Here is a 21534-nt window from a genome sequence, read left to right as displayed (position 1 = left end):
CGCTCCTCAATTGCCGGTGGCCCGCTTGGGGTCCTGCCAGATCAGCGGCATCATTTCCGACACGTCGAGGTCGTGCCGCTCGTCGGGCACCACGCCGAGCATCGCGCCGACGCGCGAGATCGTGCGCCCGACGACGGGCGCGGCGTTCCAGGCGGCAGTCTTCCAACCGGAGGTCTCCTTCGTACCGAGCGGCGAATCGAGCATCGCCAGCACGACATAGCGCGGCGCGTCCATCGGGAAAGCCGCCGCGAAGGTCGCGACGTTGCGCGAATGGTCGTAGCCGCCCGCGACCGCCGCCTCGGCGGTGCCGGTCTTGCCGCCGACGCGATAGCCTGGCGCCTCGCCCTTGCGCCCCGTGCCGCGCAGCACGATCAGCCGCAGCATCTGGCGCATCCGCGCGCTGGTCTGCTCGCTGATCACGCGGCGGCCGACCGGCGCCTTGCCCGGATCGACCTTCATCAGCGTCGCCGGCCGCCAGATGCCGCCGTTGACCAGCGCGGCATAGGCGCTGGCGAGATGCAGCGGCGTCACCGCGATGCCGTGGCCGTAGGCGGTGGTCATCGTCGTCGTGCGCGCCCAATAGGTCGGCATCAGCGGCCGGCCCTTCTCGCGCAGCTCGATGTCGGGCTTGGTGTCGAAGCCCAATTTGCGGAACATCGCCTGCATCTTCTGCGGCCCGACCTCGTCGGCGATCCGCGCGGTGGCGATGTTGGACGAATAGATCAGCGTTTCCGGCATCGACAGCCAGCGCTGCGGATCGCCGCGCTCGTCATGGATGGTGAAGCCGCCGACCTTCAGCGGATGCGTCGCGTCGAACTTGCGGTTGAGCGTCACCGTGCCGGTATCGATCGCGGTCGCGACGGTGATCGGCTTGAAGGTCGAGCCGAGCTCGAACACGCTCTGCGTCGTGATGTTGCGCAGCTCTTCCGAGCCCGCCATGCCGACGCGATTGGGGTTGAAGGTCGGCAGCGACACCATCGCGATCACCTCGCCGGTGGCGACGTCGAGGACGATGCCGCCGGCGCCGCGCGCGGAGAAGGTGTTCATCGCGCGGCTGAGTTCGCTCTCCATCGCCGCCTGCACGCGCACGTCGAGCGACAGCGCGACCGGCTGGCCCGCCTTGGTCGGGTCGAGCAGCCGCTCGTCGAGCACGCGCTCCATGCCGCTCATGCCGTGGCCGTCGGTCGACAGGAAGCCGAGCGCGTGGCTCGCCATCGTCGATTGCGGATAGAGCCGCTGCGTCTCGCGCGCGAAGACCAAGGCCGGTTCGCCGATCGCATTGACCTGCTCGACCAGCGCGGGGCTGGCGCGGCGCTGGAGGTAGACGAAGCTGATCGGGCGGGTGAGCTGGCCGTAGAACCAGGCCTGATCGCCGCGATCGGGCATCAGCGCGGCGAGCCGGCTGGCGATCTCCATCTTGTCGCCGATGATCTGCTTGGGGTGGACCGCGATCGTCCATGCATCGATCGTCCGCGCGAGCGGCGCGCCGTTGCGGTCGACGATGTCGCCGCGCGCGGCCAGTGCGACGACGCGCGCCTCCGCCTCGCCACCCGACATGATGCCGAGCATCGCCAGCCGGCCGATGACCAACGTCACCGCCGCGGCGAACAGCATCAGCAGCATCATCAGCCGCATATGCGACGTCGCCACCAGCGCGTGGCGCTGGGTGGCGTTGCGCCGTTGCTGTGCGGGCCGGGCGACGATGACGGTCAACGCTTGCGGGCCTCCGCGCGCGCGCTGCTTAGGATATCGCCGAGCGTCGTGTCGGAGAGCAGCTTCTTGTCGAGCATCGCCACCGCCTGCGGCCGGACCTTGGCGACCGCGACCTTGGCACGCGCCGCCTCGTTGAGCTTGGCGAGCATCGGCGCGCTCTTCTCGATCGCGGCGACCTTGATCACGGCGCGCTTGGCGGTCGGCAGCGCGGCGGCGACCTGGACGACGGCGGGCGCGGGCGTGGCGGCGGGGGCGGCGACGTTGACGGTGGCGAGCGACGGCACGACGAGCGCGGCCATCTTGGTGCCGGGCGCCGTCACGCCGACCTGATTGACGTCGAGGCTGGCGAGCGCGCCCTCGTCGGTGACGAACTGCCCGGCGACCGGCGCGGCGAGCGCCAGCGTCTCGCCGTTCCACTTTTCGAGCTGGGCGAGGTTGGCGCGCGTCTCGAACTCGGTCTCCAGCGCGCGGATGTCGCGCTGCGCCGAATCGATCTTGCGATCCATCGTCTCGAGTTTCTTGCGCTCCGCCGCGACCTGCAGCGACACCAGGTAGAAACCGAGGACGATGGCGACGCAGCCACCGAACCACCCGATCCCCTTGAACCGATACGCCGCCGTCATGATGTCACCTCCGCCAGATTGCCATTGCCCCAAGCGGGCGCCGCCGTTCGCCGGGCGGTCCGCAACGTCGCCGAGCGCGCGCGGGGATTGCGCGCGACCTCGGCCTCGCCGGCGCGCACCGCGCGGCCGACGGCTTCGAAACTCGGGGCGATGCCCGCCTCGGCCTGCGGCAGATGCCGCGAGCCGCCCGGCGCATTGCCCGACCGGTCGCGCAGGAAGCGCTTGACCAGCCGATCCTCCAGACTGTGGAAGGTGACGATCGCCAAGCGACCGCCCGGCTTCAAAACGCGCTCGGCGGCGGCGAGACCGTCGGCGAGTTCGCCCAGTTCGCGGTTCACGTGGATGCGGATCGCCTGGAAGGTGCGAGTCGCCGGGTCCTTCTTGTCGTGCGGGCGATGGCCGAGCGCCCGGCGCACGACATGCGCCAGTTCCGCGGTGCGGGTAAGCGGGCGCGCCGCGACGATCGCGCGCGCGACGCGGCGCGACTTGGGCTCGTCGCCATAATGATAGAGGATGTCGGCGATCGCCTCTTCGTCGGCGGTGTTGAGGAAGTCGGCGGCGCTCGCCCCCTCCTGGCTCATCCGCATGTCGAGCGGCCCGTCCGACTGGAAGGAGAAGCCGCGCTCGGCCTGATCGAGCTGCATCGACGAGACGCCGATATCCATCGTGAGCCCGTCGACGGGCGCGTCGAGCGCGGCCTCCAGCGCCGAAAAGTCGCTGTGCACCAACGTGAGGCCGGGGATGTCCGCGGCACGGCCCGCGGCGATCGCATCGGGATCGCGATCGAAGGCGATGACCTGCGCACCGGTGGCGAGGATCGCACGCGTATAGCCGCCGGCGCCGAAGGTCGCATCGACGATCCGCTCGCCCGGGGCGGGGGCGAGCGCGGCGACGACCTCGTCGAGCAGCACGGGAATGTGCGGGGCGTCGCTCACAATGCTATGCCCTTGTCCTGACAATAATAGCGGCAGGCGGCGACCATCTGCGCCGCGATGCCGGGCGTCGACAGCAAGGTCTTGGGATCCCAGATCTCGATATAGTCGAGCGTCCCCCAGAAGAAGGCGTGCGCCCCGATACCGGCATAGAAACGGGGAAAACCCGGCATGATGAAGCGCCCCGATCCGTCGAACGGCACGGCTTCGCCATTGGCTCCGCCGCGCTTGATATTGTGGTCGATCTTGCCGTCGGGACCACGCGACAGCGCGACCCGCTCGTTGAGCTCGCGCTTGAGCTCGGCGAGATAGGCAGGATCGTAGGCGATCAGGCAGGGCTGGTCTTCGTGCGCGGCGATGATGACCGTGCCGCCGTCCTTGCCGTCGGCGCGCGGTGCATTCTCGGCCAAGGTCGAGCGGAGCGCATTGGGGATGGCGACGCGACCCTTGTCGTCGACAAGAGCAAGTCCGCTTCCCTGATAATCGCCCCTTTCCGACACTGCCGTCTCGCACCCTGACGCGCACGGCTCACCGTTCCGAAAAACGACCCGTCGTCGCCCTTCGGCCTGTTGCGATGAACGCAACCGGTGATGCCTGCCCCGTTGACGCTGTTGGTATCAACAGCACCCCGGGGACGCAACGGGATTTTTGGGGAAAAGCGGGGAAATGGCCCCCGCTCGTCCTAGCCGGGTGGGCGCTCACTCCGCACGCCACGCGACGCAGCCTTGCTCGAAGGCATTAAAGTGCATCTATTTAGCTGCTTAGCCGAAATCCCCGGATTTCCCCGGCGAAGCATCAGCGCGGCGCCTGGCTGTTGCTGGTGGAGGGGGCGACGCCCAGTTCGGCGAGCGGTTCGCCCGATGCGCCCGCCGCCGCGGCGGCGGCGCCGGCATTGGTCATCGCGATGTTGGCGACGACATCGGCCTGCGCCGATCCGGCGGCGGCGATCGGCCGCTCGCGCGTCGCCGAACCGAGGATCGCGCTGGCCACGGCGATGAGCAACACCACGGCGACCAGGCCGATCACGCCGACCTTGATCCGTTGCATCGTCTGCTGGGTATCGCGCACGGCTCTCATCTTGCCGTGCATCTGTAACGGTTCGTCATCGCTTTGTCGAACAAGCGGTTTGCGAGGGTTGGAAGGGTGGTCCCCGCCCCATCCCCGACGGGTAGGTGGCGACGGCTTCCGCGCCTATTCCAGCCCCTTGGCCGCACGCCATGCGGGGTCGTAGAGCGACGACAGATAGCGGAAGCCGGTATCGCACAGGATCGTCGCGATCCGCTTGCCCGGCCCGAGATGCTCGGCGAGCCGCACCGCGCCGGCGACGTTGATCCCCGACGACAGGCCGAGGCACAGCCCCTCCTCGTCGAGCAGCCGCCGCACCCAGCGATAGCCCTCCTGATCGGAGATGCGGAACTGCGTGTCGATCGGTGCGCCCTCCAGATTGGCGGTGATCCGACCCTGCCCGATTCCCTCGGCGACCGAACTGCCCTCGGCGCGCAACTCGCCGTGCGCGTAATAATCGTAGAGCGCCGCGCCATGCGGATCGCTGAGCGCGATGCAGATGCTCTCGTCCTTGGCCTTCAGCCCCAGCCCGACGCCGGCGATCGTCCCGCCGGTCCCCGCCGCGCAGGTGAAGCCATGGATCCGCCCCTCCATCTGCTGCCAGATCTCCTCGGCGGTGCCGACGATATGCGCGCGGCGGTTGGCGACATTGTCGAACTGGTTCGCCCACAGGGCATTGTCGCGCTCCTCGGCGATCCGGCGCGAGGTGTGCACGAAATGATAGGGGCTGGCGTAGGGCGCCGCGGGCACCAGCACCAGTTCGGCGCCCAGCGCGCGCAGCGTGTCCATCTTCTCGCGGCTCTGCGTCTCGGGCATGACGATGATCGTCCGATAGCCCTTGGCATTGGCGACCAGGGCGAGGCCGATACCGGTATTGCCCGCGGTCCCCTCGACGATCGTGCCGCCGGGCTGGAGCACGCCGCGCGCCTCCGCATCCTCGACGATGCCGAGCGCGGCGCGGTCCTTGACCGACGCGCCGGGGTTGGTGAATTCGCACTTGCCGAAGATGTCGCACCCGGTCGCCTCGCTCGGCCCCTTCAGACGGACGAGGGGGGTGTTGCCGATCAGGGCCAGCGTGTCGGGCGTGGTATGCATCGCCGCTAAATGGCGCGTGGCGCAGCCGGCGGCAAGCGAAGCTAAGCTTGGCGGCGGCCAAGCGCGGCGGCATCCGTCGCATTTTCCCGAGCTAGCTCACATACGTCAGTCATCCTGCTTGACGCTCCTTGCTGCATGCGCGAAGCGTCGCGCCGCTATGAAGAGCCCCCTCCTCCTCTCCGCCACCGCCGCGCTGCTCGCGCTGGCGGCCTGCAACTCCAAGCCGAACTCGGCCGAGGTGCTCGATTCCAACCCCGATCCGATGGCCAACGCCCTCGCCAACCGCGGTCCGGTCGAACTGCCGCCGGCGATCAAGGCGGAAAAGACGTTCCGCTGCAAGGACAACAGCCTGCTGTACGTCACCCTGTTCGAAGGCGACAAGCTCGCGCTGGTGAAGACCTCGCAGACCGGCACCGTCAACCGCCTGACCGCGGAGAAGACGGGCGATCCGCTCGTCGCCGAGGGCGGCTGGAAGCTGACCGGCGACCCCAAGACGATCACCGTCACCCAGCCGGGCAAGCCGTCGCAGAGCTGCAAGTCGTAAGCTGCGGCACCGCACCACGTTTCCGGGCCGGTGGAGCGATCCGCCGGCCCTTTTGCGTGCGCGGGCGCGATACGACGTTGCCCGGATAGGTCCATTCCGGTACGCCGCTGCCATGGCGACGATCGCGATCTACAGTTCGAAGGGCGGCGTGGGGAAGACCACGCTGTCGGTCAACCTTTCCTACAGCAGCGCCGTCCTGTCGAAGCGACGCACCATCCTGTGGGATCTCGATCCGCAGGCGGCGAGCAGCTGGGTGCTCGGGCGCACGCCGGTGGGCGACCAGGCGCGCGCCTTGTTCACCAAGGATGCCAAGCCCGCGGCGCATACCCGCGCGACCGACATTCCGCTGCTCGACCTGATCGCCGCGGACGATTCGCTGCGCACGCTCGACCTGGTGCTGCACGACATCGGTAAGCGCCGCCGGCTCGACCGGTTGATCGAGCAGATCGGCGATTACGACCATGTCCTGCTCGATTGCCCGCCCGGCCTGACCGAGACCAGCGAACAGGTGATCCGCGCCGCCGACCTTATCGTGCTGCCGGTGATCCCCTCGCCCTTCGCGCAGCGCGCGCATGACGAGGTGGTGCGCCATCTGGGCGGCAAGGTGCCGGTGCTGCCGGTGCATATGATGGTCGACCGCCGCCGCCGTCTCCACGCCGACGCGCTCGCCGCCCACCCCGACTGGCCGGCGATCCCGATGGCCAGCGCGGTCGAGGCGATGGCCGAGCATCGCGCGCCGGTCGCCACCTATGCGCCGCGGTCCGCCGCGGCGGCGGCGTTCGCCAGATTGTGGACGACGATCGAGAGCCGGCTCGCCAAATAAGCCCGGTATCTTCCCGTCAGAAGGATTGCCCATGCGTCTGATCGGCATGCTCGATTCGCCCTATGTCCGCCGGGTGGCGATCTCGCTGAAGGCGATGGGCCTGGCGTTCGCGCATGAACCGTTGTCGGTTTTCCGCGATTTCGATGCGTTCGGTGCGGTCAACCCGATCGTCAAGGCGCCGACGTTGGTCACGGAAGACGGCACCGTACTGATCGATTCGACGCTGATCCTCGACTATCTCGAGCGGATCGTACCGGCGGAGCGCCGCCTGCTACCGGACGATCCCGCCGCCTTCCTCGCATCGCAGCGGGCGATCGGGCTGGCGCTCGCCGCCTGCGAGAAGACGGTGCAGATCGTCTACGAGACCAACCTGCGGCCGGCGGAAAAGCAGCACCAGCCATGGCTCGACCGCGTGCAGGGGCAATTGCTGGCGGCCTGCGACCTGCTCGAAACGGCCTGTGCCGGCGTGGCCTCCACCGGGCGGCTGATGCAGGCGGACATCACCGCGGCGGTCGCCTGGCGCTTCACCGGCAGCAAGCTGCCCGACGTCGCGCCCCCGGCGCGCTATCCGGCACTCGCCGCTCTCTCCGCCCGTGCCGAGGCGACGGTGGAGTTCGCGGCGCTGCCGCTGGACTAGGCGGGATCGCCGTTCAGGGTTTTCGAGGAAATTCCTCGCCCGCCAGGGGGAGGTGGCGCGGCGAAGCCGTGACGGAGGGGGAGGTAAGCGACGTCTGACGTTGCGTGTCCTCCCCCTCCGTCATGCCTGCGGCATGCCACCTCCCCCTGGCGGGGGAGGAATTTACTCCGGAAGTCTGAACGTCGTTCCGACCTAGCCCCACCCCCACTTGCGTCACTGTATCGCCTGCGCCACCTCGGCGATGATGGAGACACTCGATCCGCGAACCGTGCTCGGCGCCTATGCCGTCGGCGTCTTCCCGATGGCGGACGATCGCCATGCCGACAGCGTCTATTGGGTCGAGCCGCGCAGCCGCGCGATCCTGCCGATCGACGGCTTTCGCGTCTCGCGATCGCTGCGCAAGACGATCGCGCGCGACCGGTTCCGCGTCACCGCCGACACCGCCTTCGAACGGATGATCCAGCTTTGCGCGGAGAGCGCCGAGGATCGCCCGGAGACGTGGATCAACAGCGGCATCGAACGGGCCTTTGTCACGCTGCACCGCATGGGCTTCGCGCATGCGATCGAATGCTGGGAGGGCGACGAGCTGGTCGGCGGCCTCTACGGTCTGGCGCTCGGCCGCGCCTTCTTCGGCGAATCGATGGTCAGCCGCCGTACCGACGCGTCCAAGGTCGCGCTCGCCTGGCTGGTTGCGCGGCTCAAGGTCGGCGGCTTCACCTTGCTCGACTGCCAGTTCCAGACCTCGCACCTCGCCTCGCTGGGGGCGGTGGAGATCGATCGGAAGGATTATTGCGCGTTGCTCGCCGGGGCGCTGGACGGGACGATCGGTTCGTCGGGGGTGGTATCGGCATCGTCCGCCGCCGGCGACTTCTTCGCGCTCGACCGGTTGCCCGCCGCCTCGCCGCCGGATAGCGACGTCGTCTCCGCGCCGGTCGCCGGCCACGACATCGTGCAGCTCTTGGTCCAGACGTCGTAGACCGGGTGCTGGACGACGTTGAGCGACGGCCGTTCCTTGTACAGCCAGCCCGAGAACGCACGCCGCCAATGCCGGTCGCTGCCGCGCACGTCGAGCTGCACGAACGCACCGGTGAGCTGATCCTGTTCCCAGGGCGCGGTATGTTCGCAGGCGCGCAGCCGTACGATCGCATCGCCGACCCGCACCGCCTGCCCGGGCCGCAGCGTCAGGTCGCGGCTGACGCCGTTGCGCTTGTTGAGCAGGCCGACCAGCGCCACCCGCTGCGCCATCGGCGTACCGCCGGTCGGCAACGCGACGTCGGTGGTCGCGACGGTCTCGATGCCTTCGCTCGGGTTGGCCTCGCTCGGCGCGAAATCCTGCACGGCGACGGCGCGGCCGGATTCGTCCGACCGCTGCCACGCGCGATAGCCGAACACCGCGGCCAGCCCCAGCACCGCCAGCAGGACGCCGGCGGCGAGCCAGCGTCGCGTCACCCTTCGGGCGTCCAGGCTTCGTAGTCGCCGGTCGCCGCGGCGCGCTTGCCGCCCTTCTCCATCGCGCCCGACGGGCGATAGGCGAGCGGCGTGCCGGTCATGTTGGGCAGCGCCGGCTTCTGCCACGGCCGTGGCGCGGGCATCGCGCGATCGGGCACGTCGTCGATCTGATGGTGCAGCCAGCTGAACCATTCGGGCGGTACGCGGCTGGCGTCGTTGGCGCCCTCGTAGATCACCCAGCGGCGGACGCGGCCGCTCCCGTCCTTGCCCCCCTGATAATAGACGTTGCCGAGCGAATCGGTGCCGACCTGCGCCATGCCGCGCAAGCCGTAGAGCATCGTGCCCCAGGATGCGCCGTTCCACCAGGTGAAGGGATTGAGGTTGATGCCCATGATGCGCCTGCGCTTACCCGCTGCGGCCGCGGCCTTCAACCGGGGATCGTATTCCGCTCCGCGTAGCGTCTCCGTGTCGAGCTACCCCAGGGTGTCGAGGGGCCCTTCGCCCATGTCCCGTCATGCCGGACTCTATCCGGCATCCCGCTTCTTCCCGCCGGTCCGAAGAAGCGGGCCCTCGGCGCGAGGCCGGGGTGAGGGTTTTTTGGCGATCATTCGAACGGCGAAGGGCGCAGCGCTCACTTCCCCCAGGTCACCCTGTCACCCTCGGCGATGCCGAGGTCCGCGGCGCGGCCGCCGACCAGTTCGAGCACCGCGGCGACCGGTTCGCGCGAGGGCACCGGCGTCTCGGAGAAGGGCACGGTATTCTCGGCGATCGTCGCGATCGTGCCGTCGGCGCGGATGAACAGGATGTCGAGCGGCGTCGGCGTGTTCTTCATCCAGAAGTTCGCCTCGCGCGGGCCGCCCCCCTCGGCCGGATAGGGCGAGAAGAGCATGCCGCCATCGGGTTTTAGGTCGGTCCGGTACATCAGCCCGCGCGCCTGCTCCGCCGCCGTCGTCGCCCGCTCGACCTGGAAGACGTGTGCGCCGTTGCTGCTGGCGATCGTCACCGGCAGCACCGCTTTCGCCGCCGCGTCGGTCGGCTGCGTGCGGGTGAACACCCCCTGCTGGATCGCCACGCCGCCCGCGCCGAGCCCCAGCACCGCGACGATCGCCAGCATCGCCTTCGATCCGATCACGCGCTCACCCCTCCTCCACGGTGACCGCGAGCGGCCCCTTGCGGCCGGCGACGATGCGCGCGCGCAGCCGCTGTTCGGGCTCGATCGCGGCGATGCCGGCGCGGCGCAGCGTCTCCATATGGACGAACACGTCGCTGCCGTCGCTGTCGCGCACCAGGAAGCCGTAGCCCTTCAGCCGGTTGAACCATTTGACCGCGGCGCCCTCGAACGGACCCGCCTCGTCGATCAGCGTGACCGGATCGACCCGGTCGGCGGCGCGCGGCGCGCGCGGCGCATCCTCGACGGCGTTCGACAGATCGATCGCGATCACCTCGCGCGCCTGATAGCCGCGGCCGCGCTGCACCGCGAGCGTCTCGACCCGCGCGCCCTCGGGCAGGCTGCGGCGGCCGTATGGTTGCAGGACGGAGAAGTGGATCAGCACGTCGCCCAGCGACCGGTCGTCGGCGACCGCAAAGCCGAAGCCGCGCGTGACGTCGAACCATTTGATTACGCCGGCGATGGCGATCGCCGCCTCGCCTTCATTCGTCGCGGCTTGCAGACCAGCACGCACGCCGGGCATCTCCCCGTCGTCGCGCTCGTCGCCCTCCCGTTGCGGCTCGCTACGCATCACTGCACCCCTATGGACGCTACGCTAGCACGGTTCATCGCTGCTGCAATTGCGAAAGGGACGTTTACCCGATTTCTCCGAGCTCGCTTTCGTCCCGCGCTGCGACAATCCGGCGCGACAAATCCATTGCATGTCCGGCACGGAGCAGCGCGGCGAGTTGCTTGTCGCGAACCGCGCGATCGTCGCTGGGCGGCCCGAACGGTCCGATCCGCTTGCGACGCGCGAAAGTCAGCGCCGCCGCCACGGCCTGTTCGTGGATCGCCGGCGCCAAATCCTCGGTATCCGCCTCGCCGACATGGGCGTGTCGCAGCGCCATCGTCACCCGCCGCGCACCGAGCCCGCGCCGGGTCAGCGCCGCCGCCTTGCTCTCCGCGTACAGCCGGTCGTCGACATAGCCGAGGTCGGCCATCCGCTGCGCCAGCGCCTGCGGGTCGGCGGCCTCGCCGTCCCAGCCGCGCTCGCGGATCTTGCGGCGGAGATAATCGGCCAATTTGCCGCGCGTCGTCGCGAAGCGTTCGACGTAGCGCAGCGCCATCCGCTCCAAAGCGGCGGCATCGAGCGGGGGAAGAGTACGCCGTTCCTGCCTCATGGCCATGTTGTTGCCACAGTGGCGCTCGATTTAGAACGATGATCGCGCGTTATAGCGCACAGTGAAGATGGTTTCGCCCCGCGGCGAGTGAACAGGATTTTGTGATGACCGAGCAGTCCGCGCCCTCGCCGACGCCCCAGATGGCGGCCACGCCGACGCTCGACGAACTGCCCCGTCGCTATGCCGATTTCGCCACGCTCGGCGACGCGCTGGATTACGCCGCCTCGGGCGTGCGCGGCCTCAATTTCCACGATGCCCGCGGCGCGCTCGCCCGTGCCTATCCCTTCGCCGAGTTGCGCGACGATGCGATCGCGATGGCCTATCGCCTGATCGCCGCCGGGGTGCAGCCCGAGGACCGGATCGCGCTGGTCGCCGAGACCGGACCGGAATTCGCCGCTTTGTTCTTCGGTGCGGTCTACGCCGGCGCCTGGCCGGTGCCGCTGCCGCTGCCCACCTCGTTCGGCGGGCGCGATTCCTATATCGAACAGCTCCGCGTCCAGCTGGCGAGCTGCGAGCCCAAGATGCTGATCTTCCCGCCGGAGCTTGCGGCGATGGCGGCGGAGGCGGCACGGCTCGCCGGTACCGAGGGGCTCGACTGGTCCGACTTCGCCGCGCGTCCGGCGGTCGAAACGCCGTTGCCGCAGGCGGACGGGCAGGCGATCGCCTATCTACAATATTCCAGCGGTTCGACGCGCTTCCCGCACGGCGTCGCGATCACGCATCATGCGCTGCTCAACAATCTCGCCGCGCACAGCCACGGCATGGAGATCGCGCCCGACGGCACCGATCGCTGCGTGAGCTGGCTGCCTTGGTATCACGACATGGGCCTCGTCGGCTGCTTCCTGTCGCCGATCGCCAACCAGGTCTCGACCGATTACCTCAAGACCGAGGATTTCGCCCGCCGCCCGCTCGCCTGGCTCGACCTGATCAGCCGCCACGACGGCACGACGCTGAGCTATTCGCCGACCTTCGGTTACGACATCTGCGCGCGGCGCATGTCGTCGCAGACCAAGGCGTCGCAGCGTTTCGACCTGTCGCGCTGGCGGATCGCCGGCAACGGCGCCGACATGATCCGCCCCGACGTGATGCAGGCGTTCGTCGACGCCTTCGCCGACGCCGGCTTCAAGGCGAGCGCCTTCCTGCCGAGCTACGGCCTCGCCGAGGCGACGCTGGCGGTATCGCTGATGCCGCCGGGCGAGGGCATCCGCGTCGAGCTGGTCGAGGAGACGCAATTGTCGGGCGGCGGCGATTCGCTCGCCGCCAACGACGGACCGCGCCCGCAGCGCTTCCGCGCGATCGTCAATTGCGGCAAGCCGGTGCGCGACATGACCGTCGAGATCCGCGAGGAGGACGGCACCCCCCTCCCCGACGGCGCGATCGGCAAGCTCTGGTGCAAGGGGCCAAGCGTGATGGTCGGCTATTTCCGCGATCCCGCGGCGACCGAGGCGTGCATGACCGACGGCTGGCTCGACACCGGCGACATGGCCTATATGTCGAACGGCTACATCTACATCGTCGGCCGCGCCAAGGACATGATCATCGTCAACGGCAAGAACCATTGGCCGCAGGATATCGAATGGGCGGTCGAGCAGCTCCCCGGCTTCAAGGCGGGCGACATCGCCGCCTTCGCGATCACCACGCCGGGCGGCGAGGAGACGCCGGCGGTGCTCGTCCAGTGCCGCAGCAGCGACGAGGCCGAGCGCCAGCGGCTGCGCGAGGAGATCCGCGAGCGCGTCCGTTCGGTGACCGGCATGAATTGCGTGATCGAGCTGATCCCGCCGCGCACGCTGCCGCGCACCAGCTCGGGCAAGCTGTCGCGCGCCAAGGCGCGCAACCTGTACCTGAGCGGCGACATCAAGCCCTACGCGATCGCGGCGTAACGGGGTTTCCATAACGGGCCTATCGCCCTGTCCTCCCCCTCCGTCAGCGCTCCGCGCTGCCACCTCCCCCTGGCGGGGGAGGACTAGATGCACGCCCCCTATTCCGCCCCCGCAAGGGGGAGGATACGACGAAGCCCCATTGCGACCCCAACATTCGAAACGAACGCCCAAATTCGGCGAAGTTACTGGCATTTCGGATGAAATCTCGATCCGGTTCTAACACTCCGTCAACCTTGACGGGTTAACTCCTCGCGGGTGAACCAAGAAACCACGCCTGCCTCGGATCCCGGCGCGATCCGCTTTTCTCAGCTGCTGGGGTTTCGCGACGGCGACGACGCCGCGCATTGGGCGCGAATCCGCTCGACCCAATTGGATGCCGGCCGCCAGCTCGCCCTGCTGCTGCTCTGCGCCAATCTGGTCGGCGCGGCGACCACCGTGTCGCTGTTCGCGACGCAGGTGTCGGCGTGGTGGCTCGGCGGGTGGGCGATGCTCGTCGCGGCGGTCGCGGTCACCGTCGCGACGCGCCGGCTCAGCACGCGTCACCGCGACGGCGGCTATGCCACGCAGGCCGATCTGCGTGCGACCGCGATCGAGGGCGTCGCCCTCGCCGTCGCCTGGTCGATCCCCTGCCTCGTCTTCAACACGCATCCCGGCTCCAACAGCGCCTATGTCCTGTGGATGATCCTTTCGGTGCTGATGACCGCCGGCGCGGTCGCGATGGCGCCGCTGGCGCTCGCCACGATCGCCTTCGTCGGCGGCCTCGGCCTGTCGGTGACGGTCAAGCTGGTGACGATCGGCAGCTATGCCGCGGCCTGCGCGACGTCGATCTTCACCGTGATGCTGATCATCGTGTGCCTCAACCGCGCCCGCTCGCTGGTGGTGATCCGCGCCAGCCAGATCGCGCTGGCGGAACGCGACGAGACGGTCAGCCTGCTGCTGCGCGAGTTCGAGGAGACCAGCGCCGACTGGCTGTGGGAGACCGACGCCGCCCGCCGCATCGTCAAGGCCTCGCCCCGCTTCGCCTACGCCTGCCGGCTCGATCCGCTCACCATCGAGGGGATGCCGTTTCTCCAGGTGCTCGCCGGATCGACCTGGGACACCGGCGACTTCACCCCCGGCCTGCGCAACCTCGCCGACAAATTGAAGACGCGCGACAGCTTTCGCGATCTGCGGCTCTCGCTCACGGTCGACGGCGAGGAGCGGTGGTGGGAGCTCGCCGCCAGCCCGCGGTTCGATGAAAACGGCTCGTTCTGCGGCTTCCGCGGCGTCGGTTCGGACGTCACCGAGCAGCGCGCGTCGGACGACAAGATCAACCGGATGGCGCGCTTCGACACGCTTACCGGCCTGCCCAACCGCCTGATGGTCAACGAGACGCTGGCGCGCGCGATGGCGGAGGCGGACAAATGGGGCGGCCGCTGCGCGTTCATGATGATCGATCTCGACCGGTTCAAGGCGGTCAACGACACGCTCGGCCATCCGATCGGCGACCGTCTGCTCAGCCGCGTCGCCGAACGACTCGGCCAGCTGATGGGCGACAACGAGACCTGCGGCCGGCTCGGCGGCGACGAATTCGCGGTGGTGATGCGCGACGCGACCAACAGCAGCGCGGTCGAGGCGCTGGCGCAGCGGATCATCGAGACGCTGTCGCGCCCCTATGAGGTCGACGCCAACACGCTCTACATCGGCGCCTCGGTCGGCCTCGCGATCGGCCCGCGCGACGGCCGCACCGCGGAGATGCTGATCCGCTCCGCCGATCTCGCGCTCTACCGCGCCAAGGATGCCGGCCGCGGCGTCTACCACGCCTACGAGCCAGAGCTGCACGTCCAGGCGGAGGAACGCCGCGTGCTCGAAATGGCGCTGCGCCAGGCACTCGAACGCGGCGAGATGCACCTCCATTATCAGCCGGTGGTCGACGCCGCGACCGGAGGCCTCACCGGGTTCGAAGCGCTGTTGCGCTGGCACAGCCCGCAGTTCGGCGACGTCTCGCCCACCAAGTTCATCCCGCTCGCCGAAGAGGCGCGATTGATCCAGCCGATCGGCGAATGGGTGCTGCGCACCGCCTGCGCCGAGGCCGCACGCTGGCCGTCGCACATCCGCGTCGCGGTCAACGTGTCCGCCGACCAGCTGCAGAACCCCGGCTTCGTCACCGTCGTCACCTCGGCGCTGGCGGACAGCGGCCTGTCGGTCGAGCGGCTCGAACTGGAAGTGACCGAGAGCGTCTTCATGCATGAGGGGCTTGGCGCGACCAAGGTGCTCGAACGCATTCTCGACCTCGGCGTGCGGCTCAGCCTCGACGATTTCGGCACCGGCTATTCGTCGCTCGGTTATCTCTCGCGCACGCGCTTCTCGTCGATCAAGATCGACCGCAGCTTCGTCCAGAGCGCCTCGCGCGGGGTCAAGGAAGCGATCGCGATCATCCGCGCCGTCGTCGCACTCGCGCAGAGCCTCGGCATGGCGACCACCGCGGAGGGCGTCGAGACCGAAGCCGAGCACCGCATGGTGCAGGACCTCGGCTGCACCAAGGTCCAGGGCTTCTATTTCGGCCGCCCCCTTCCCGTCGAGGAAGCCCGCGCGGTCGCGAGCCGGCGCTGGGACAGGGATGTCGCCGCTTAGGGGGACATTCGGCCGAATGGCTTGGGGTGTCACACTTGCACAAATACCCCCGTCATGCCGGACTCGATCCGGCATCCCGCTTCTTCGCGCCGTCGAGAGAAGCGGGACCCCGGCTCGAGGCCGGGGTGACGAGGTGGGTTTCGAGCCACGACCGGTTCTCGCAAACGCGCATATGCGATAGGCCTGCCCCGCCGGGCGGGGTCTCTTCAAAGCCCCGAGGGTCTATTCCGCCTCGGACCGATCTACATTCAGTCGATTTCCTCCCCCGCCAGGGGGAGGATTTACGCTACGACGATGAATGTCGATCCCGCTAAGTATAGCGAGCACCCCATCTCCGCCGGCCTATTTCATCGGGTCGTGCCCCCAGTTCATCAGCGAATAGCGCCAGTCGCTATGTTGCTTGTCCTCGTTCGGACCGCCCTGGGCTAGGTGGCGGTGCACGTAGCCGACCACCTTCTTCATATGCGCGTAATCGGCGTCGGTCAGGTCGGCCTTCTTGGTCCGCTTGATCGCGACGATGTGGCGGCCGGAGGCGTGGCCGACGCTCTCGCCCTTGCCGTCGCCATCCTCGCCCTTCCAGCCGACGCGCTTGCTGTCGTCGCTGTCGAGGAAGCGCTCCAGTTCCGCCGGCGCCATGTTGACCGCCTCGTCGAAATCCCGCGCGATCGCCGCGTGATCGTCCGCCATGCACCGCTCTCCTTCGTCCCGCCCAACGTCGCGGTGCGGCGAAGGGTTGCAGCGGGGATCAGCCGAGCATCCCGACATAGCTCTGCGGCGCCTCGGGCAGGATCGCGCGCGCGACGCCGCCGATCAGCACCATGGCGACCAGCAGCAGCGTCACCGCCCGCGGCCAGCGCCGCGGGCCGAGCAGCACCCAGCCGATCGCCGTCGCGGTCAGCGTCCACAGATGATAGCGCAGGTCGGAGGCGATGCTGATCACCGCGAAACTCGCCTCCATCGTCAGCGCGGACGTGAACAGCGCCGCCGCCACCGCGTCGTCGCCGCGCCCGCGGGCCTGCGCCCGCAAGGCGCACCACAGCCCGGCGATCGCCGCCACCACCCAGACGATCGGCCAGCCGAGCGGCGTCTCCATCAGCCCCGCGCCGATCACCTGCCACGTCCGGGCGAGCGCGCCGGGTTCGCCGAAGCCGAGCGTATTGGGTTCGCTCGCGCGGAGCGGCGCGGCGCCGAGCCAGTGCCGCGGCACCCACAATCGCTCGGTCGAGTTGAGATGCGCGAGGCGATGCCCGGCATAAGCGAGGGGGTGGCGCAGGATCATCCCGGCCAGACGGACGTAGAGCGTTCCAGCCGGCTCGGCGCGCAACGGCGCGACCAGCGCCTCGCAGCGCCGCGGTTCGCCGAGCGGGTCCCAGAAATAGGGCCTGACGCAGCGCTTCGCGCGGATCGCGTCGAGCGTCGCCACCGGCAGCCCGACCGCGGCATCGCCGCTCCGCACGCCGATGCCGACCAGATCGTACAGCGCCTGCGTCTGCTCGACACCGGTGCGATGGGCACCCAAAACGCCGTGGTTGATCGGCGACGCCACTCCGATCGCGGCGACGGTCCCGACCAACGCCACGGCGATCCGGGCGAGCCCCATGGGCCAGGGCAGCACCATCGCGATCAGCGGCACCACGGCGAAGGGCGCGTTGGCGCGGACCAGCAGAGCATAGCCGAACAGCGGCACCAGCGCGGTGAACGACCAGCCGGGCAATCGTCGGCCACGCAGCCGCCACCAGCCGACGATGCCCGTCGCGGCGAGCAGCGCCGCCGACATCTGCAGATCCTTGAGCACCACCCCCTGCCAGCCGAGCAGCGGCGGCCAGACGCCGATCGCCAGCATGATCCACGCCGCACGGCGCCGACCGCGCGCGGCGAGCGCCGCGGCGAACAGCCCCAGTCCCAGCCAATAAGCGCCGAGCTGCACCGCGAGCATCGGCGCCGGCCCGTGATCGCCGAACAGCGACCACAGCCGTGCCATGATCGGCGGATGCCAATCCTCATACTGCCCGCTCGTCGCCTGCGCATATTGGGCGAGGCTGTCATAGGCGACATAGCCCGGCCAGAAGAGCGCGAGCGACACGGCGAACAGCACCGCCGCCGCGACGCCCAGGGTGCGGGCGGCGCGGCGGTCGGCTGGAATGATCCTAGGCGAAATCGACATTCGGGATTCAGCCAAAATTCCTCCCCCGCCAGGGGGAGGTGGCGCGGCGAAGCCGTGACGGAGGGGGAGGATACGGAACAGACGTGTCGCTTACCTCCCCTCCGTCATGCCTGCGGCATGCCACAGTGCCGGGTCGGTCATGCCCCCGGCATGACCTTGAACGGCCGGGGGCCGTTCAACCCGGCACTCCCTGGCGGGGGAGGAATTACAATAGGCCACAAGGTGAATGGCGATCGATCCTAGAAGTGAATCGCGCGACCATAAGCGCCGAGCACGCTTTCGTGCATCATCTCGCTGAGCGTCGGATGCGCGAACACCGTCTCCATCAGCTCGTGCTCGGTCGTCTCGAGCTGGCGGGCGATGACATAGCCCTGGATCAGCTCGGTCACTTCCGCGCCGATCATGTGCGCACCGAGCAATTCGCCGGTCTTGGCGTCGAACACCGTCTTGACGAAGCCCTCCGCCTCGCCGAGCGCGATCGCCTTGCCGTTGCCGATGAACGGGAATTTGCCGACCTTCACCTCATGGCCGGCTTCCCTGGCCTTGGCCTCGGTGAAGCCGACGCTGGCGACCTGCGGGCGCGAATAGGTGCAGCCGGGGATGTTCCACGTCTCGAACGGATGCGGGTCCTGCCCGGCGATCTTCTCGATGCAGACGATGCCCTCGTGGCTCGCCTTGTGCGCCAGCCACGGTGCGCCGGTGACGTCGCCGATCGCATAGATCCCCTCGACGTTGGTGCGGCCGAAGCCGTCGACCTTGATATGGCCGCGCTCGGTCTCGACGCCCAATGCCTCCAGCCCGATATTCTCGGTGTTCGGCACGATGCCGATCGCGACGATCGCATGGCTGAACTCGGTCTCGGTGACCTTGCCGTCGGCGCCCTTGATCGCCGCGGTGACGCCGTTGGCGCCGGTCTCCAGCTTCTCCAGCCCGGATTTGGTGAGGATCTTGATCCCCTGTTTGGTCAGCGCCTTGGTCATGAATTCGCTGACCTCGGCATCCTCGACCGGCAGGATCCGGTCGAGCATCTCGACGATCGTCACGTCCGCGCCCATGTCGTTGTAGAAGCTGGCGAACTCGACACCGATCGCGCCCGATCCGATGACCAGCAGCTTGGTCGGCATCACCTCGGGCACCATCGCGTGGCGATAGGTCCAGATGCGCTTGCCGTCGGCCTTGGCGAACGGCAGGTCGCGTGCGCGCGCGCCGGTCGCGACCATGATGTGCTTGGCCTCCAGCTCGACCGTCTTGTCGCCCTGCTTGACCGAGAGCTTGCCCTTGCCGGTCAGCGCGCCGACGCCCTCGAACACCTGGACCTTGTTCTTCTTCATCAGGCCCTTGACGCCGGCATTGAGCTGGCCGGCGACCTTGCGGCTGCGATCGACGATCTTGCCGAGGTCGAAGCCGACATTGTCCGCCTTCAGGCCGTAGGAGTCGGCATGGGTCATGTAGTGATAGACTTCCGACGTGCGCAGCAGCGCCTTGGTCGGGATACAGCCCCAGTTGAGGCAGATGCCGCCCAGCCGCTCGCGCTCGACGATGCCGACCTTGAGGCCGAGCTGGCTCGCCCGGATCGCCGCGACATAGCCGCCCGGACCCGAACCGAGGATGAGGAGGTCGAAGGTATCAGCCACGTTGGAAGTCCTTACCGGGGAGGTTCATGGGTTTGATCAGGGGTTTGATCGGGCAGCGGCGCGACGCGGCGCGGCGCCCGGTTCTCGTCGGTGGCGACGAACACGAAGCGCGCCTGCGTCACCTTGGTGGAATCCTCGAGATGGCGGGCGCGGCGCCACGCCTCGACCTCGATCGTCATCGACGTGTTGCCGACCGCGACCAGCCGCGCATAGACCGACACCTCGTCGCCGACGAGCACCGGCGCGTGGAACTTCATCGCGTCGCAGGCGATCGTCACCGCGCGGCCGCCGGCATGGCGCGACGCCACCGATCCGGCGGCGAGATCCATCTGGCCCATCAGCCAGCCGCCGAAGATGTCGCCATAGGGATTCGAATCGCCCGGCATCGCGGTGACGCGGATCGTCGGGGTACCTGCGGGCAAGGTCATGTACGGCTCCTGTCGATCGCACGGGCGCGACGCAACGGACCGATGCTCATCAGCACCGCCGCCGCCATCGCCCCCGCGCCACACCACCAGATCGTCTCATAGCCGAGCGGATAGGCCCAGGCCGCCGCCCACGTCATCGCCGCGGCTGCGACCAGCCCGGCGACGAGATGGAGCAATTCGATCGCCGTGCGGGAGTTTGGCGTCCGCGCCACGATCGCCTCAGGCAAGCATGCCGAGCGGACGCTCGACCAACTCCTTGAAGGCCTTCATCAGCTCGGCGCCGTCGGCACCGTCGATCGCGCGATGGTCGAAGCTGCCGGTCGCCGACATCACCGTCGCCACCGCCAGCTCGCCGTCGACGACATACGGCCGCTTCTCGCCCGCGCCGATCGCCATGATCATGCCCTGCGGCGGATTGATCACCGCCTCGAACTGCTTGATCCCGAACATCCCCATGTTGCTGATCGACGCCGTACCGCCCTGGAATTCCTCGGGCTTCAGCTTGTTGTCCTTGGCGCGCGCGGCGAGGTCCTTCACCTCGGCCGAGATCGCCGACAGGCTCTTGGAGTCGGCGCCGACGACGATCGGCGTGATCAGCCCCGACGGCGTCGACACCGCGACCGAGATGTCGGCACGCTTGAAGCTGATCAGCTGGTCCGGCGTGAACATCACGTTGCACTTGGGCACCGCGATCAGCGCGACGGCGAGCGCCTTGACCAGCATGTCGTTGACCGACAGCTTGACGCCGCGGCTCTCCAGCGAGGCGTTGAGGTCGCCGCGCAGCTTGAGCAGCGCGTCGAGCTGGATATCCACCGTCAGATAGATGTGCGGCACGGTCTGCTTCGACTCGGTGAGGCGGCGCGCGATCGTCTTGCGGATGTTGCTGAGCTTGGTCGCCTCGTGCGGGATGTCAGGCACGATCGCGGGCTTCGGCGCGGGCGCCGGGGCGGCGGCAGCGGCGGGTGCCGCGTCGCGCGTCGCGGCGGCGGGCGCCGCGGCACCGGGCTTGGCACCCTCGACGTCGGCCTTGACGATCCGGCCGTTGGGGCCGGAACCGGTCACGCCCGACAGTTCGATGCCCTTCTCGGCGGCGATGCGGCGCGCGAGCGGGCTCGCCTTGACGCGTTCGCCCGATGCGGGGGCGGCGGCCTTGGGCGCCTCGCCGGTATCGGCGGGCTTGCCGTGATCCTCGGCCTGCGTGATCGTGCGGTCGGCGGGCTCGGCCTCGCTGCCGGTCTTGTTGGGATCGGCCGGGTTCGGCCGGGATTCCGATTCCTTCGCCGCGGGGGCGGGCGTGTCGCTCTTGGTCGGGGCGGACACCGACGACGCGTCCTCGCCCTCTTCGGCGAGGATCGCGATCACCGCGCCGACCTTCACATTGTCCGTACCCTCGGCGATCAGGATCTTGGCGATCACGCCTTCGTCCACCGCCTCGAATTCCATCGTCGCCTTGTCGGTTTCGATTTCGGCCATGATGTCGCCGGACTTGACGCTATCGCCTTCCTTGACGAGCCACTTGGCGAGCGTGCCCTCTTCCATCGTCGGCGACAGCGCGGGCATCTTGATCTCGATCGACATGCAGGTCCTCTTGCCTGGGGAGCAGGTG

22 protein-coding genes and 1 pseudogene are annotated in these 21534 nt (G+C 68.7%); 6 read left to right on the top strand and 17 right to left on the bottom strand.

The window, feature by feature from the left end; all coding sequences use genetic code 11:
• Window positions 1-6: 6 nt before the first annotated feature.
• The 6 genes from SFC76_RS07700 to SFC76_RS07675 form a co-directional block, all read right to left on the bottom strand.
• On the bottom strand, window positions 7-1713 hold the full coding sequence (locus SFC76_RS07700; protein ID WP_322848897.1) for a penicillin-binding protein 2: 1707 nt from the start codon (window positions 1711-1713) through the stop codon (window positions 7-9).
• Window positions 1710-2336, bottom strand: a complete 627-nt coding sequence (locus SFC76_RS07695; protein WP_322848896.1) for a hypothetical protein — start codon at window positions 2334-2336, stop codon at window positions 1710-1712. Before SFC76_RS07695 ends, SFC76_RS07700 begins: the two co-directional genes overlap by 4 nt.
• Window positions 2333-3274, bottom strand: coding sequence for a 16S rRNA (cytosine(1402)-N(4))-methyltransferase RsmH (rsmH, locus tag SFC76_RS07690; protein WP_416222403.1), 942 nt, complete (start codon window positions 3272-3274; stop codon window positions 2333-2335). The genes SFC76_RS07695 and rsmH overlap by 4 nt, the downstream gene beginning before the upstream one ends.
• Entirely contained in the window at window positions 3268-3768 is a 501-nt protein-coding gene (locus SFC76_RS07685; protein WP_322848894.1) for a division/cell wall cluster transcriptional repressor MraZ, read from the bottom strand. Before SFC76_RS07685 ends, rsmH begins: the two co-directional genes overlap by 7 nt.
• Before the next feature lie 295 nt (window positions 3769-4063).
• A complete protein-coding gene (locus tag SFC76_RS07680; RefSeq protein ID WP_322848893.1) occupies window positions 4064-4336 on the bottom strand; it encodes a hypothetical protein in 273 nt (90 codons plus the stop codon).
• A gap of 123 nt (window positions 4337-4459) precedes the next feature.
• Window positions 4460-5428 (bottom strand): cysteine synthase A, encoded by a 969-nt coding sequence (locus tag SFC76_RS07675; RefSeq protein ID WP_322848892.1) that lies wholly within the window; start codon window positions 5426-5428, stop codon window positions 4460-4462.
• 157 nt (window positions 5429-5585) lie between these two features.
• On the opposite strand from SFC76_RS07675, the gene SFC76_RS07670 reads away from it, so the two are divergent.
• The 4 genes from SFC76_RS07670 (at window position 5586) to aat (ending at window position 8408) form a co-directional block, all read left to right on the top strand.
• The gene (locus SFC76_RS07670; RefSeq protein WP_322848891.1) at window positions 5586-5972 is read left to right on the top strand and encodes a hypothetical protein; all 387 of its coding nucleotides are present in this window, start codon (window positions 5586-5588) and stop codon (window positions 5970-5972) included.
• A 112-nt stretch (window positions 5973-6084) separates the two neighbouring features.
• Window positions 6085-6795, top strand: coding sequence for a ParA family protein (locus SFC76_RS07665; RefSeq protein ID WP_322848890.1), 711 nt, complete (start codon window positions 6085-6087; stop codon window positions 6793-6795).
• 31 nt (window positions 6796-6826) lie between these two features.
• Window positions 6827-7432 (top strand): glutathione S-transferase N-terminal domain-containing protein, encoded by a 606-nt coding sequence (locus SFC76_RS07660; protein ID WP_322848889.1) that lies wholly within the window; start codon window positions 6827-6829, stop codon window positions 7430-7432.
• 244 nt (window positions 7433-7676) lie between these two features.
• Window positions 7677-8408 (top strand): leucyl/phenylalanyl-tRNA--protein transferase, encoded by a 732-nt coding sequence (aat, locus tag SFC76_RS07655; protein ID WP_322849091.1) that lies wholly within the window; start codon window positions 7677-7679, stop codon window positions 8406-8408.
• A gap of 35 nt (window positions 8409-8443) precedes the next feature.
• On the opposite strand, the pseudogene SFC76_RS07650 reads toward aat, so the two are convergent.
• The 5 genes and pseudogenes from SFC76_RS07650 to SFC76_RS07630 all read right to left on the bottom strand — a co-directional run.
• Window positions 8444-8677, bottom strand: a pseudogene (locus tag SFC76_RS07650) (DUF2155 domain-containing protein); the annotation flags it as partial.
• A gap of 200 nt (window positions 8678-8877) precedes the next feature.
• Window positions 8878-9273, bottom strand: a complete 396-nt coding sequence (locus tag SFC76_RS07645) for an NADH:ubiquinone oxidoreductase subunit NDUFA12 (RefSeq protein ID WP_322848888.1) — start codon at window positions 9271-9273, stop codon at window positions 8878-8880.
• 239 nt (window positions 9274-9512) lie between these two features.
• Window positions 9513-10013 (bottom strand): DUF192 domain-containing protein, encoded by a 501-nt coding sequence (locus tag SFC76_RS07640; RefSeq protein WP_416222398.1) that lies wholly within the window; start codon window positions 10011-10013, stop codon window positions 9513-9515.
• A gap of 4 nt (window positions 10014-10017) precedes the next feature.
• Window positions 10018-10620, bottom strand: coding sequence for a cold-shock protein (locus SFC76_RS07635; RefSeq protein WP_322849089.1), 603 nt, complete (start codon window positions 10618-10620; stop codon window positions 10018-10020).
• Between the two features lie 64 nt (window positions 10621-10684).
• Window positions 10685-11215 (bottom strand): regulatory protein RecX, encoded by a 531-nt coding sequence (locus SFC76_RS07630; RefSeq protein WP_322848887.1) that lies wholly within the window; start codon window positions 11213-11215, stop codon window positions 10685-10687.
• 98 nt (window positions 11216-11313) lie between these two features.
• On the opposite strand from SFC76_RS07630, the gene SFC76_RS07625 reads away from it, so the two are divergent.
• Both SFC76_RS07625 and SFC76_RS07620 read left to right on the top strand, forming a co-directional pair.
• Window positions 11314-13089: a fatty acyl-AMP ligase gene (locus SFC76_RS07625; RefSeq protein ID WP_322848886.1), complete on the top strand. Its 1776-nt coding sequence runs from the start codon at window positions 11314-11316 to the stop codon at window positions 13087-13089.
• A gap of 255 nt (window positions 13090-13344) precedes the next feature.
• A complete protein-coding gene (locus SFC76_RS07620) occupies window positions 13345-15702 on the top strand; it encodes a putative bifunctional diguanylate cyclase/phosphodiesterase (protein WP_416222397.1) in 2358 nt (785 codons plus the stop codon).
• A gap of 342 nt (window positions 15703-16044) precedes the next feature.
• Here the strand turns inward: SFC76_RS07620 and SFC76_RS07615 are convergent, their stop codons facing one another.
• The 6 genes from SFC76_RS07615 to SFC76_RS07590 all read right to left on the bottom strand — a co-directional run bounded on the left by SFC76_RS07615 (window position 16045) and on the right by SFC76_RS07590 (window position 21506).
• Window positions 16045-16389, bottom strand: coding sequence for a DUF3140 domain-containing protein (locus tag SFC76_RS07615; RefSeq protein WP_322848885.1), 345 nt, complete (start codon window positions 16387-16389; stop codon window positions 16045-16047).
• A 58-nt stretch (window positions 16390-16447) separates the two neighbouring features.
• Window positions 16448-17866: a hypothetical protein gene (locus SFC76_RS07610; RefSeq protein WP_322848884.1), complete on the bottom strand. Its 1419-nt coding sequence runs from the start codon at window positions 17864-17866 to the stop codon at window positions 16448-16450.
• A 239-nt stretch (window positions 17867-18105) separates the two neighbouring features.
• Entirely contained in the window at window positions 18106-19500 is a 1395-nt protein-coding gene (gene lpdA / locus SFC76_RS07605) for a dihydrolipoyl dehydrogenase (RefSeq protein WP_322848883.1), read from the bottom strand.
• Window positions 19501-19511: 11 nt separating this feature from the next.
• Window positions 19512-19928, bottom strand: coding sequence for an acyl-CoA thioesterase (locus SFC76_RS07600; protein ID WP_322848882.1), 417 nt, complete (start codon window positions 19926-19928; stop codon window positions 19512-19514).
• Window positions 19925-20155 (bottom strand): hypothetical protein, encoded by a 231-nt coding sequence (locus SFC76_RS07595; RefSeq protein ID WP_322848881.1) that lies wholly within the window; start codon window positions 20153-20155, stop codon window positions 19925-19927. The genes SFC76_RS07600 and SFC76_RS07595 overlap by 4 nt, the downstream gene beginning before the upstream one ends.
• A complete protein-coding gene (locus tag SFC76_RS07590) occupies window positions 20148-21506 on the bottom strand; it encodes a pyruvate dehydrogenase complex dihydrolipoamide acetyltransferase (protein ID WP_322848880.1) in 1359 nt (452 codons plus the stop codon). The genes SFC76_RS07595 and SFC76_RS07590 overlap by 8 nt, the downstream gene beginning before the upstream one ends.
• Window positions 21507-21534 lie beyond the last annotated feature (28 nt).

The organism is Sphingomonas sp. CD22, assembly GCF_034556155.1.
Taxonomy (GTDB): domain Bacteria; phylum Pseudomonadota; class Alphaproteobacteria; order Sphingomonadales; family Sphingomonadaceae; genus Sphingomonas.
This window is presented reverse-complemented; position numbering and strand designations above follow the sequence as displayed.

Bases quoted from the DNA above. Each gene is read 5' to 3' on its own strand.
- SFC76_RS07590 (WP_322848880.1), bottom strand. From the start codon at position 21,506: ATGTCGATCGAGATCAAGATGCCCGCGCTGTCGCCGACGATGGAAGAG.
- SFC76_RS07635 (WP_322849089.1), bottom strand. From the start codon at position 10,620: ATGCGTAGCGAGCCGCAACGGGAGGGCGACGAGCGCGACGACGGGGAG.
- SFC76_RS07600 (WP_322848882.1), bottom strand. From the start codon at position 19,928: ATGACCTTGCCCGCAGGTACCCCGACGATCCGCGTCACCGCGATGCCG.
- SFC76_RS07670 (WP_322848891.1), top strand. From the start codon at position 5,586: ATGAAGAGCCCCCTCCTCCTCTCCGCCACCGCCGCGCTGCTCGCGCTG.
- SFC76_RS07610 (WP_322848884.1), bottom strand. From the start codon at position 17,866: ATGTCGATTTCGCCTAGGATCATTCCAGCCGACCGCCGCGCCGCCCGC.
- SFC76_RS07695 (WP_322848896.1), bottom strand. From the start codon at position 2,336: ATGACGGCGGCGTATCGGTTCAAGGGGATCGGGTGGTTCGGTGGCTGC.
- aat (WP_322849091.1), top strand. From the start codon at position 7,677: ATGGAGACACTCGATCCGCGAACCGTGCTCGGCGCCTATGCCGTCGGC.
- SFC76_RS07675 (WP_322848892.1), bottom strand. From the start codon at position 5,428: ATGCATACCACGCCCGACACGCTGGCCCTGATCGGCAACACCCCCCTC.
- SFC76_RS07625 (WP_322848886.1), top strand. From the start codon at position 11,314: ATGACCGAGCAGTCCGCGCCCTCGCCGACGCCCCAGATGGCGGCCACG.
- SFC76_RS07630 (WP_322848887.1), bottom strand. From the start codon at position 11,215: ATGGCCATGAGGCAGGAACGGCGTACTCTTCCCCCGCTCGATGCCGCC.
- SFC76_RS07645 (WP_322848888.1), bottom strand. From the start codon at position 9,273: ATGGGCATCAACCTCAATCCCTTCACCTGGTGGAACGGCGCATCCTGG.
- SFC76_RS07665 (WP_322848890.1), top strand. From the start codon at position 6,085: ATGGCGACGATCGCGATCTACAGTTCGAAGGGCGGCGTGGGGAAGACC.
- SFC76_RS07660 (WP_322848889.1), top strand. From the start codon at position 6,827: ATGCGTCTGATCGGCATGCTCGATTCGCCCTATGTCCGCCGGGTGGCG.
- SFC76_RS07615 (WP_322848885.1), bottom strand. From the start codon at position 16,389: ATGGCGGACGATCACGCGGCGATCGCGCGGGATTTCGACGAGGCGGTC.